The following is a 12,505-nucleotide window of genomic DNA, read 5'->3' on the forward strand; positions in this document are numbered from 1 at the left end:
CAAAGGCGCAAAGTTGTTTTAGCGCCTTTGTCCGAACATATTTTGCTTAAACTAATTACGAAAAATATTTATTTTTTTTGTGTCACTTTTCGGGTATTTTGAATGAAAGAATACATAGCTATTTAATCCATCACTGCTAACACAGCCTTGGGTAATAACTTATCTTTAAACCACACGATTCTTGCAGGTACATCATTTAATTTCACCCCTGCTTTTTCCAAATTCAGCCGTTCTGAAATTGCCAAAATCAAGTTATCACATCCTGCACGCCGCACCTGAGAAAACTTTTTTTGTAAATATTCTGGTCGCCAATAACCAACAATTTCTAATAAAAATTCCCGTCCATTAGGATGCACTAAGCGGAAATCAGGAATCATCACACTACCAGGAATGGGGATTAAATCCACTTCTCTCTCTAGTACCCAATCTGTTTTTAAAGCATCCCATTTATCAGCAAAAGAAGCTTCTAGCATACTATCGTAAGGTTTACCTTTAGAATAGTGCGATACTAAACCACATTCGGAATTGAGGGTAAATCTGCCAATTTTCCAAGTATCTGTGTAAGCATCACGGGTTTGCAATGTCGCTGAAAGACTCCATTTTGTCACATGGAGTAAAGCCGGAATTAGTTTTGCGATCGCCAACCCATAACGCGTACTAGGATTAAATAAACTCGTCGGCCCATCCACGGTAATTGTAAAGCCGTGGTCAGCGTCACCTTCAATATAAGCCATCAATTGAAATAATTTTAAATAGCGAAATAACAGCTTATATTCTCCCGGTACATTGCGATGAGCATTTAACACTAATTGACTAGCTTTATAAAAAATTCCCTGTACCTGGGACAAGTTATATCTATTTAATATATCTACAGGCGAAGGTGTATCAAATTGCGTCAAAATTTTATTTTCAGATAAGTCAGCATATAACCCAGCACGCACCTGTTCTAACAAAACTTCTCGCTCTAATTCTTGACTTAACTCATCAGCTATTTTACTTAAAGTAGCTTGAGTTGATTCTTGACGTGCAACTGACTTTGCCGCCAAAGCAAACACCCGTTCTCTTAATATCGGTGGTTCTAAAGGACTCACCACTTCAAAAGTACAAAAATTGCTTTTGATAATATAAGCCAATCCCCGCTTTATCCGATAATCTGTTGCATCACCTTCTAAATCTAAAAGGAGCTTGTCTAACTCCCCTTGAGTTTTACCTTGCGCTGCTTGAAAACAAGCAATTAATTCGTTTGTCAACGCCAAATGTTTATCATCAATCTTCAGTCTTTTCGGAATGATTTCTTCTCCGTTTAGGCGATGGCTTAGTAACTCCGTTGGTAACATCTTCTGAGTTTTGGATTTTGGATTTTGGATTTTGGATTGAATAATTAATTTCTAATTGTTCCGCAGCCTTTAAACTTTTTTCCTGTCCAGTACCATAGACAACCTGCAAATTTCCTCTCTTCTCTCCGCGTCCTTTGCGTCTTTGCGGTTCGTAATCTTCTCCCCGCCGCCGCGCCGAAGTCCCTTCTTCACTCGTATCTTCTGCGATTACCTCATATAAAATCGCTTGTTTATTCTCCACATTTCCCTTACGTAAAATCCTCCCCAAACGCTGCACATATTCTCTTGTCGAACCAGTTCCCGAAAGAATAATTGCCACAGAAGCCGCCGGAACATCAACACCTTCATTCAACACGTGAGAAGCAATCAAAGTATTATATTCACCTTCCCGAAATTTAGTTAATATTTCATGGCGTTCTTTAACTGGAGTTTGATGAGTAATTGCCGGAATTAATAAGTCTTGAGATATTTTATAAACTGTCGCGTTATCAGCCGTGAAAATTAACACGCGCTCAGGATAATGTGTCGCTAATAAATCAGCTAAAATTCGCAACTTACCATCAGTACCTAAAGCAATTTCTTTGGCTTCACGGTGCGCTAACATCGCTCTACGACCAACTTGCGATCGCGCACTCATCTGCACAAACATTTGCCAACCTTGAATACTCCCCAAAGAAATTTTCGATTGGCGCAAAAAATCATTGCGAGTTTGAATTAATTGATTGTATCTTTCGCGCTCAATCTGCGATAATTTCACCTTAATTTGGACAATTTCATGTTCGGCTAACGCCTTCCCTGCTAAATCTTCAGCGCGTTTACGATATACTTCTCGTCCAATCAAAATATTCAAATCAGCGTGTTTACCATCGGTGCGTTCTGGTGTCGCTGATAATCCTAAACGATAAGGGGCGATCGCATATTCGGCAATCACTTTACTAAAATCGGTGGGTAAATGATGACACTCATCAAACACAATCAAAGCATATTTATTCCCCAAAGCTTCTGCATGAATCGCTGCACTGTCATAAGTCGCTACTAATATGGGTGACTTATCCCGCGAACCACCCCCTAATAATCCCACTTCTGCATCGGGGAACGCCGCCACTAAATGTGCATACCATTGGTGCATCAAATCCAATGTTGGCACAACAATCAACGTTGTGCGCGGTGTCGCTTGCATCGCCATCTGCGCCAGATAAGTTTTTCCCGCCGCCGTTGGTAGCACAACTACACCTTGTCTTCCCGCCAATTTCCAAGCAGCTAAAGCCTCACTTTGGTGGGGATAAGGTTCCATTTCCAAACTTGCAATCAACTCTAGCGGATAAAATTCCTTCGCCTCATCAATAAAATCGACTTCTTCCCCTTGTAGTGCTTCAACTAAAGCGCGATAACGCATCGCCGGAATCCGAAATTTTTCCACGCGATCATCCCACGTAGCATAATCCATCCAAGCTTTACCGCGTGGTGGTGGATGCAGAATTAATGTACCGCGATCGAAGGTTAATTTGGAGATGCGAGCCATGCGGAATTTACAAGAGATTAGCGATGAAGATAGTCACAACTTAATTTTCTATGGTTAAGTCATGCTTAGTAACCATCCTACATTTATTGAGGATGTTATTCTCGTGAACAACAAGATCCCCAGCTTCTTCAAGAAGTCGGGGATCTGAGCCTTTTGATTCTGAAAAATCAAAGTCTATAAAAAATAAAATTAGATATGCGTCGCATACCTAATTCTCAATTCGGAAAATATTTAATTCAATTGCAATATTTAACCAAATCTACCGCTAACGTAATCGCGGGTATCTTCTTGCTTAGGATTATTGAAAATAACTTCTGTTGCGTCGTACTCTACTAAATAGCCAATCCGTCCACCTGTTTCTGTAGGACGCACGTTAAAAAAGGCGGTTTTATCAGAAACCCGCGCCGCTTGCTGCATATTGTGAGTAACGATCACAATTGTATATTGCTCTTTCAGTTCATGAATTAACTCTTCAACCCGTAATGTAGAAATGGGATCTAAAGCTGCACAAGGTTCATCCATGAGGATAATTTCTGGTTGAACTGCGATCGCCCTGGCAATACATAATCTTTGTTGCTGTCCACCAGACAAAGACGAACCACTTTGACGGAGTTTATCTTTGACTTCATCCCACAAAGCTGCTTGGCGCAAACTTTTTTCTACTAATTCATCTAAGTTACCTTTGTAACCATTAATTTTGGCACCAAAAGTAATATTGTCATAAATTGATTTTGGGAATGGGTTAGGTCGTTGAAACACCATCCCAATTCTCCGCCGCACCTCTACAGGGTCAATATCAGATGCGTATAAGTTTTTCCCGTAATAAAAAACTTGGCCTTCGGCTCTAAATGAATCAATTAAATCATTGAGACGGTTATAGCATCTTAGCAGTGTACTTTTACCACAGCCAGAAGGCCCAATAAAGGCTGTCACCTTATTTTTGGGTATATCTAGCCAAATATTCTGCAAAGCTAAAAATTTGCCGTAATAAACGTTTAGATTTTCTGTGCGTAATACGGTGTCTGTACTATTCAATGTGCTAATGTTAGTAGCCATAAAAAGTCTAATGTAAGTTTTTGAGACAGTAATGCAACTGTGCTATTTGGGTAATTGACTGAATTTTTTGGCAGAAATAAAACACCCATCATCAATAGTGTTCTTTATTTCATACTTCAGACTTGATTCAGGCTTTTTGGCGAGTTGCCCAGCGAGCAAAAATACTGGTGATTAAAACCATTAACACCAATATCAAAGATGCTGCCCAAGCTAACGACTGCCAATTTTGAAATGGAGAAATCGCAAAATTAAAAACCAAAACGGCTAGGGACGCTGTTGGTTGGAACAAGCTATTTGGCCAGAAGGTAGAAAACAAAGCGGTAAATAGCAACGGTGCCGTTTCACCAGAGGCTCTGGCGATCGCCAAAGTTGATCCAGTGACAATCGCTGGTAATGCCGCCGGCAATACAACTTGTGTAACAGTTTGAAAGTTAGTTGCACCTAAACCTACAGATGCTTGCCGTAAATCATTCGATACTAGCTGTAAAGCTTCATCAGTCGTTTTCACAATAATTGGCAACATCAAAATTGCCAAAGCAAACCCTCCGCCAATAGCTGAATATGATCCTAGGTTCAGCCTCACTAATGTCAAAACCACAATTCCATAAGCGAATACCCCAGCAATAATAGAAGGCACTCCACTCAAGACATTAGTCGCAAAACGTACCCACCTAGCTATTTTACCAGAACTAAACTCAGTTAGATAAATTGCGGCAATCACACCTAACGGAATGCTAATTAAGGACGCAATTCCTACCATCAGCAAAGTTCCCACAATTGCATTCCCAAAACCTCCGCCTTTTCTCAGCGGTGCGGGGGGCAATTCAGTAAAAATACTAAAATTAAGACTGCCAAAGCCTTTGATTATAACATAAGAAAGTACTGCCACCAAAGGCACAAGTGCCAAAACTCCACAGATAAATGCTACCCCAGTCATCGTTGTATTAAACAGTGTCCGAGGCGACATAGAGGCACTAGTTAAACTCCTTTCTGGATAATGAGAAACCATAAATTTAACCCACAACTCAGCTACATTCGCTTGACTCGGAGAACGATGAACTCTGCCAAAATATTGACTATCAGTGTTAAGACAAATAAAACTAAAGCAGCATACATTAAAGCTGCCACTTGCAAACCACTAGCTTCGGCAAATTGATTTGCTAATAAAGAAGAAATTGTATTGGCTGGGGCTAATAGTGATGCACTAATTTTGTTGGAATTACCAATCAACATTGTCACCGCCATTGTCTCTCCCATTGCCCGACCAAGTGCTAACATTACAGCACTAACAATCCCAGAAAAAGCTGCTGGAATCAAAACCTGAAAAATCGTTTCCCAACGTGTTGCACCTAACCCTATAGATGCTTGACGTAAACTAGATGGAACAGAAATCAAAGCATCTCTAGAAATAGCTGTAATAATTGGCAAAGTCATAATTGCCAAGATAATCCCCGCCGGTAACATTCCTGGCCCAGTGGGAGGAGTGCTAAAAAGCGGAAACCACCCAAAATAGGTATTCAACCATCTACCTATGTTGTTTAAAATGGGAATTAAGACAAAAATTCCCCATACTCCATAAACAACGCTAGGAATAGCGGCCAGAAGTTCTACCAAGAATACCAGCACTAGTCTAACTTTGGCTGGCAGAAAATTTTCACTTAATAAAATAGCAGTGCCAACGCCTATTGGTACAGCAATTAGTAACCCAATCAGCGAACTAATTATAGTTCCATAAACTTGAGGTAATACCCCATATTCATCCTTCACTGGGTTCCAAGTACTGTTTGCTAAAAAGCTCAGACCAAACTTTTGGATGGCTGGCCAAGCGCCAATGGCAACTTGTATAGCAATCCATAATAAAGTTGCAGCAACTGCTAGAGCAAAAATCCGAGTCAGCCAGATAAAACCCCGATCTAAAGACTTACCAATATCGGAGCGATTCTTAATTGCTGATGACAAATTTTGAGAATTTGTAGCCATGAATACTGACTTTATAGATTAAATCAGAGAAAAATGTGAGAGCAAACCAGCGTAGTCAAGTCGCCAAAAGTTTTAAGAAATTGAGACATCAGCAAATGATTTTTAATAGCAATGTTTTTTCATTTACTATTAATTAAATCAATTTTTGACTATAGATGTCTCACTCAGTTTTCGTGATTGTTAAATGTTATTTGCTGGCACTAGTGCTACCACTAATCGCAATTTTGTAGTCTGGGCTAATTTGGTCAGCCGCAGTTGCTACTTTCTGCAAAACGTTTTGCGGTAGAGGAACATAACCTAATTCTGGAGCTAATTTCTGACCTTCGGTTAAACCATACTCAATCATAGCTTCGACTGCTTTAGCTTTTGCCGGATCGCTATATTTCTTGTAAGCCAAAATCCAAGAGTAGGTAACAATCGGATAAGAATCTGCACCTTCTGGGTCGGTGATAAAGGCACGGAGATTTTCTGGCAGAGTTACTGCTTCTAAAGTTTTAGCGGCTGATTCTTCTGTAGGCACAACAAATTTGCCACCTTTGTTTTCTAAAGCCGCATATTTGAGATTATTTTGTTTCGCGTAACCATATTCAACGTAACCAATAGAGCCTTGAGTTTGTTGAATTTGGGCGGTTACACCTTCATTACCCTTACCACCAACACCTACTGGCCAGTTAACAGTTTTGCCATCACCAATTTTAGTTTTCCATTCTGGACTGATGGCGCTGAGGTGTTTGGTAAATACGCCTGTAGTACCACTACCATCTGAACGATGGACAATTGTAATTGCTTGGTCAGGTAACTTAGCGTCTGGGTTAGCTGCTTTGATTTTGGGGTCGTTCCAGTTTTTAATTTTGCCTAATAAAATATCGGTGTAAACTGCCCGTGGTAACTTCAGTTCGGCAACATCTGGTAAGTTGTAAGCGAGGACAATGCTACCGGCTGTCATCGGTAACAAAATTGCGCCTTTATCTTGAGGAACTTTCTGAATTTCCTCATCTTTCATCGCTACGTCGCTGGCACCAAAATCGACAGTACCTTTGATGAATTGCTCAACCCCAGCACCACTACCCACAGACTGATAGTTGACTTGTAAACTGGGATATTTTTTGTTTAACTCAGTGAACCAACTTGTATATAGTGGTGCGGGAAAAGAAGCTCCTGCACCTGTTAAGGAAACGTTGCCGCCCAAATCTAATTTAGCTGGACTGGAAGCTGTAGCATCTTGCGCTGTGCCAGTAGGTGCTTCCTTGGTAGCAGAACTGTCAGAACCTTGCTGTCCGCCACAAGCAGCTAGACTTAATGTCAGTAATAACACTGCTGTTGAAGAGGCAAGACGGTTATTTTTTATTGCATGTAGACGTGAGAGCATCTGTGTTAATTTTCAGTAACTTTCCAGGTTAGCGCCTCTACGATAATCCTAAAGGAGAGACGTATAGGTAAACGGAAGGTTAAGAGCTAGAAAAAAAGTGTATTATTTTAACTAAATTTTACAATTCTCTCACTTTGTGAATTGATAAAATTTATACTTCAACCTATGTCAAGTTACAGATGAGCCTTCGTAGAGCTAATACAGATTTATGGCCAACGCTTCGATAGTAGAAAGCGTTATACCGCTTATATTGCTACTTATCCAACTACCAGCAACAGCAATTTTGCTGTCGCGTCTGCTGAAAGGGCCGGGAAGACTACCGCCAATTCAACCCCAACAGCCAACTCCAGAGCTTTTTGGTAACGTCAGCGTTGTTGTTCCCACGTTGAACGAAGCTGGGCGCATTACTCCTTTATTATCGGGCTTGAGCCAACAAAGCTACGAAGTTCGAGAAATTATCGTTGTCGATAGTAATTCCCAAGATGGGACTCCTGACTTAGTAAAAGCTAAACAGCAAAAAGATCCCCGCTTTCGGGTGATGACAGATGACCCTTTACCTGCTGGTTGGGTGGGTCGTCCTTGGGCGCTACATAATGGCTTTTTACATAGTTGTGAGGATAGCGAATGGTTTTTGGGGATGGATGCTGATACTCAGCCACATCCGGGTTTAGTTGCTGGTTTAGTGCAGACTGCAATAGCACAAGGCTATGATTTGGTGTCACTCTCACCCCAGTTCATCCTTCAGTATCCGGGAGAGTGTTTATTACAACCAGCTTTATTGATGACTTTGCTGTATCGCTTTGACCCTGCGGGAATTAGAACTGAGCAACCAGAAAGGGTAATGGCCAATGGGCAATGTTTTTTATGCCGTCGTGCTGTTTTAGCAGATGTGGGCGGTTATACCAGCGCTAGTAGTTCTTTTTGTGATGATGTGACTTTGGCGAGGTATATTGCGGCTCAAGGATATAAGGTAGGTTTTTTAGATGGGGCCAAGGTGCTGAAGGTGCGGATGTATGAGGGGGCGTTGGAAACTTGGAAAGAATGGGGGCGTAGCCTAGATTTAAAAGACGCATCGACTTCTGGGCAAATTTGGGGAGATTTATGGCTACTTTCAGCAGTTCAAGGTCTGCCCCTGCTGATTATACTTACTTACTTGATTTTTCTGCCTACGCCGTTATCTGTGCCACAGATGTTATTGCTGGGTTTGAATGGATTTCTGTTACTGATTCGCTTTGGGATGCTACTGGCGATCGCACCTTCTTATGACCGCAAAATCGCTAAAGGCGGCTGGTTATTCTGGCTGTCTCCTTTGGCTGATCCCATCGCTGTGTTACGCATTTTCTTATCTGCATTCCGCACCCCACGAGAATGGCGAGGTAGGAAGTATGGAATAAGTGCTGAGTGCTGAGTGCTGAGTGCTGAGTGCTGAGTACTGAATGCTGAGTCTTTAAGACACCTCTACACCCTTAAACCCCATTACACCCCTGCACCCCTGCACCCCTGCCCCCCTACTCTTCCTCACCTCCCACGCGATCGCCTCGTTCAAGTTCCCAGAGAATTTGATTACCTTCGCGGCGGACTCGTGACACAATCCAGTTCCGCCAGCGCCATTGATCCCCCCGGCTAGTGACGGCGCTGGCGTGGACATCCATTAAGTCTGCTAATTCAGAACTAGTAATTAGATAGCCTTTGTCAGCGATTTCATCAGCGATACGTAGAGTTTCAACCAAGTTGCGAAGTTGTTCGACCCTGATTCCAGGCGTTGTTGTGTCAATTGCGGCCGCAGTCTGTGCGGTGGATGGTTCCATAACGTTTATGTCTGATGCAGATGTAATGGTTTCCGATTTTTCTTTGGTAATTATTGTCGAGTGTGCCTTATCTTCAGAAACTTTCGCTACATTTAGCTCATGAGAAGTAGGTAAAGTTTTGTGAGCATTGCTAGAAGATAATTCTTTGAGTGATGGGATTTTACCAGCAGCAAAACTACGGGCGATCGCATCACAGCGTTCGTTACCGACGTTACCAGCGTGACCACGAACATGTTGCCAACTAATCTGACGAGTATTTAATTCATCTAATACTTCCAAAAGGTCTTGATTTTGTACAGGATTACCATCGGCTTTTTTCCAGCCTTTTCTTTTCCAGTTTTTTACCCATTTGGTAACACAGTTGATGAGATATTCGCTATCGGTATAGAGGGTGATGGGTTGAGATTGTTGAGAGGCATGGAAATATTTTAAGGCAGCGATCGCAGCTTGCATCTCCATTTTATTATTAGTTGTATGGGATGCAGCATCACCCATTTCGTGAACTGAGCCATCGTTAAAATAAACTACAACACCCCAACCTCCAGGGCCAGGATTCCCAGTACAAGCGCCATCAGTATATATACTTTGAATTATGCTTTGGCTAGACATGATATAGATATAGAAACCGCATGGTTACGTAGAGGATAGAAAAGTTTAGCGGTAAAAGATGGGTAGCAATATATATGCTACTGCTATAAAAATCAAGTGCTTGTTGAATTTTCCCAAAACCTAGCGGCGAAAGGTAGATGATTTGGCGTTTTCTGCACAGATGCCTTGAATCATACCTGATCAGTCATATCGTGTTCGGTGAAATAATTATCATTAAGACCGCAGAGGAAGCAGGGGAGCAGAGGAGCAGGTTTTTACATTTCTGCACAGATTTCTGGAATTAAGTAAGAAAACACAAATAAACTTAACTAGATAAGTCTTAGACAAAATAGTTAAAAACCTCTTCCCTTCTTCCTCCTGCCTAGTTCTAATTACAATTATTTTATGTCCCTCTACTTATCACTAATTACCCGAACTGGATATCAGACATAATATAAAGACTGAAATTTTAAAGCCAAAATTGGTATGATGCCAGCGATAGCACATTAAGGAAAATAAATTCAGTGAGCTTATTTTTGGACTCAGCGATCGCAGCGGAAGCGGAAGCTGCTAAAAAATTAGGTTGGGTAAAAGGCATCACTACTAACCCAACGTTGTTAGCCAAAAGCCCTTTACCAGTCGAGACTATATTAAAACAACTGGCACAGTTAACTCCAGGGCCAGTATTTTATCAGTTAATGGCATCTGAATTTGACGAAATGGTAGCAGAAGGTAGAACCGCCTTTGAGTTAATTGGAAAGCAAACAGTCTTAAAGATTCCTGCGTCTTTAGTTGGCTTTCAGGTAGTGGCTGCACTAGCGCCAGAAATTCCCTGTGCAGTCACAGCTATTTACAGTGCAGCACAAGCAGCAGTCTCTCAAGAAGCCGGGGCAAAATATGCGATCGCTTATGTCAATCGAGCTACTAGACTATTAGGTGATGGAGTAGCACTAGTCCGCGAAATGGCGAGTGTTGTAGCAGGAAGCAACACCGAAATTATGGCAGCCAGCATCAAATCTCCTCAAGAAGCAGTCGCATCCCTACAAGCTGGCGCGCATCATCTCACTTTACCTTTAGCAATGTTGCAGTCCATAACTAATCACGAACTGTCAGCACAAACTATTGATGAATTTGCCGAAAATGGCCGCGGAATATTACAGTCAACATGAGGGAGTGCTGAGTATAATATCGTTTCACTTTAAGTTTGATACAAATAGAGCGCAGGGGGCAGGGAGCAGGGAGCAGGGGTAAAGAATAAAAAACCCATAAATTCGGACATTTTTTTCGTGAAATGGTATATGTCCTAGTTTCTTCAAGGGTATAGAGGTGTGATATTTCTCACACCTCTATACCCAATCAAAATTTACTCTCCAATTCCCTGTGCATAAGCTTCATACACACCTTTGACGTTGTACCAATTGAGGAAAATCCTAGCTACTTCTAAAGCTAATTGGGGTTTACCTAATTTTATCAGCCAGCGTAAAAAGGGAGCCATTGTGCGTTCATTCAGCAGCCCGTTTAATGAGAGAATGCCCCAGAGTAAGCGATGCAACCATGTCATTTGAATCATCATTCGCACCTCCCAAGTGGGATGCTTTTGATAAAACAAAACTCCCATACGGCCGCGTTGAATTTCTTTTTCAATTAAGTTAGGAATTTGCTCTAAATTAAATGCTGGATGCCAATGATAGCCAACTGCTTCTGGACATTTAATCAGTTTTAAACCGAGGTTTTTCAGCCTCACGCCTAATTCTAAATCTTCCCAACCATACAGTTGAAAAATAATATCAAATAACCCGGCTTTTTCTAACCAATACTTAGAAATTGCAACATTACCTGTAGCAAAAAAAGCTGCCGAGAAATCTGTAATTTTATAAGGTTCAGCCGTAGGATTCTCGAAGTTAGAGGTATTAATTACTGCACCATAAGTAAAAAAGCGATCGCTACCTATTTTCTCTTTTCCCTGCAACAATGCGTCAGCGTGAGCTTGCAGAAAGTTTTTCAGTACGACTAAATCACTATCAATAAATATGATTGTATCCCCTAGTGCCTGTTCTACTCCCAAATTCCGCGCCGCAGCGGGGCCAGCATGATCTTGCTCAAAGCATCGCACATGGGGAAAATCTTGCTTGTGGGCTGCCAACCATTCTAAGGTTCCATCTGTAGAACCATCATCTACTAAGACAATTTCGTAATCCTGAATTATCGTTGACGCACTCAATTCCTGCATTTCCAAGGCTCGGAGGCACTTTTCTAAAATTGGCAGGCGATTGTAAGTTGGTATCACAACGCTGAAAAACACATTCTCACCCACAACAGAAATTACCCATCTCCAGCATAAAACGGTAAAGCACTAAATATTTAGTTGGATTTTTTTGCTATAAGTTCCTCAATTCAGCCAAAATCCCCCGACTTTTCCAGCTTTGAGGCTAAGTCTAGCTAGGATATCATCACTGCCATCTTTAAAAGTTAATTTCCATAAGTACACTTGATAGCCTTGCTGATTCAGTTTTCCTAAAAAAACGGACGAATACCCTTTATTGAGCCGAGGTGCTAATTGTCCACTAACTTGTGTAAAGGTTTGTTGTGTAATGCCTTCTTTAAACGCTGCACTCCCTTGAGAGATAAACTTAGAATAATTTTTTTGTTCAATGGCATTTATAAGGCTTGTAAAAGTTTTTTGGGCAGATTGTTCGGGTTGATTAACTGGCGTTGATTTTACTTGCTCCTTTACGGCAGCTTGCACATTTTCTGCTAGTCCTAAAGTCAATGGTGACATAGTAAGAACTGCTGCAACTACCAATCCCATCTTATTCATTTATTTTGTTGGTATGAAAATTTACTG

The 12,505-nt window shown here is 41.3% G+C and carries 11 protein-coding genes; 2 read left to right on the forward strand and 9 right to left on the reverse strand.

Features of this window, described 5'->3' with window-relative positions:
• Positions 1 to 122 precede the first annotated feature (122 nt).
• The 6 genes from AC504W_RS08660 to pstS form a co-directional block, all read right to left on the reverse strand.
• Positions 123 to 1,337 (reverse strand): DUF790 family protein, encoded by a 1,215-nt coding sequence (locus tag AC504W_RS08660; protein WP_494877373.1) that lies wholly within the window; start codon positions 1,335 to 1,337, stop codon positions 123 to 125.
• The gene (locus AC504W_RS08665; protein ID WP_494877374.1) at positions 1,267 to 2,859 is read right to left on the reverse strand and encodes a DEAD/DEAH box helicase family protein; all 1,593 of its coding nucleotides are present in this window, start codon (positions 2,857 to 2,859) and stop codon (positions 1,267 to 1,269) included. Before AC504W_RS08665 ends, AC504W_RS08660 begins: the two co-directional genes overlap by 71 nt.
• A 249-nt stretch (positions 2,860 to 3,108) precedes the next feature.
• Positions 3,109 to 3,915 (reverse strand): phosphate ABC transporter ATP-binding protein PstB, encoded by an 807-nt coding sequence (gene pstB / locus AC504W_RS08670; RefSeq protein ID WP_096575252.1) that lies wholly within the window; start codon positions 3,913 to 3,915, stop codon positions 3,109 to 3,111.
• 127 nt (positions 3,916 to 4,042) lie between these two features.
• Positions 4,043 to 4,924 carry a phosphate ABC transporter permease PstA gene (gene pstA / locus AC504W_RS08675; protein WP_096575254.1) on the reverse strand — a complete coding sequence of 294 codons (882 nt, stop codon included), beginning with the start codon at positions 4,922 to 4,924 and terminating at the stop codon, positions 4,043 to 4,045.
• 20 nt (positions 4,925 to 4,944) lie between these two features.
• Positions 4,945 to 5,895, reverse strand: coding sequence for a phosphate ABC transporter permease subunit PstC (gene pstC / locus AC504W_RS08680; RefSeq protein WP_494877375.1), 951 nt, complete (start codon positions 5,893 to 5,895; stop codon positions 4,945 to 4,947).
• A gap of 187 nt (positions 5,896 to 6,082) precedes the next feature.
• Positions 6,083 to 7,264 carry a phosphate ABC transporter substrate-binding protein PstS gene (gene pstS / locus AC504W_RS08685; protein ID WP_494877377.1) on the reverse strand — a complete coding sequence of 394 codons (1,182 nt, stop codon included), beginning with the start codon at positions 7,262 to 7,264 and terminating at the stop codon, positions 6,083 to 6,085.
• A 208-nt stretch (positions 7,265 to 7,472) separates the two neighbouring features.
• Here pstS and cruG point away from each other — a divergent pair, with 208 nt between their 5' ends.
• Positions 7,473 to 8,672 carry a 2'-O-glycosyltransferase CruG gene (cruG, locus tag AC504W_RS08690; protein WP_494877378.1) on the forward strand — a complete coding sequence of 400 codons (1,200 nt, stop codon included), beginning with the start codon at positions 7,473 to 7,475 and terminating at the stop codon, positions 8,670 to 8,672.
• A 100-nt stretch (positions 8,673 to 8,772) separates the two neighbouring features.
• Here the strand turns inward: cruG and rnhA are convergent, their stop codons facing one another.
• Positions 8,773 to 9,681 carry a ribonuclease HI gene (gene rnhA, locus AC504W_RS08695; protein WP_494877380.1) on the reverse strand — a complete coding sequence of 303 codons (909 nt, stop codon included), beginning with the start codon at positions 9,679 to 9,681 and terminating at the stop codon, positions 8,773 to 8,775.
• A 503-nt stretch (positions 9,682 to 10,184) separates the two neighbouring features.
• On the opposite strand from rnhA, the gene AC504W_RS08700 reads away from it, so the two are divergent.
• Positions 10,185 to 10,829 (forward strand): transaldolase family protein, encoded by a 645-nt coding sequence (locus tag AC504W_RS08700; RefSeq protein WP_494877382.1) that lies wholly within the window; start codon positions 10,185 to 10,187, stop codon positions 10,827 to 10,829.
• 194 nt (positions 10,830 to 11,023) lie between these two features.
• Here the strand turns inward: AC504W_RS08700 and AC504W_RS08705 are convergent, their stop codons facing one another.
• Positions 11,024 to 11,974, reverse strand: a complete 951-nt coding sequence (locus tag AC504W_RS08705) for a glycosyltransferase family 2 protein (protein WP_494877384.1) — start codon at positions 11,972 to 11,974, stop codon at positions 11,024 to 11,026.
• A gap of 75 nt (positions 11,975 to 12,049) precedes the next feature.
• Positions 12,050 to 12,478: a hypothetical protein gene (locus tag AC504W_RS08710; protein ID WP_494877385.1), complete on the reverse strand. Its 429-nt coding sequence runs from the start codon at positions 12,476 to 12,478 to the stop codon at positions 12,050 to 12,052.
• Positions 12,479 to 12,505 lie beyond the last annotated feature (27 nt).

Source organism: Nostoc sp. C96 (assembly GCF_059384975.1).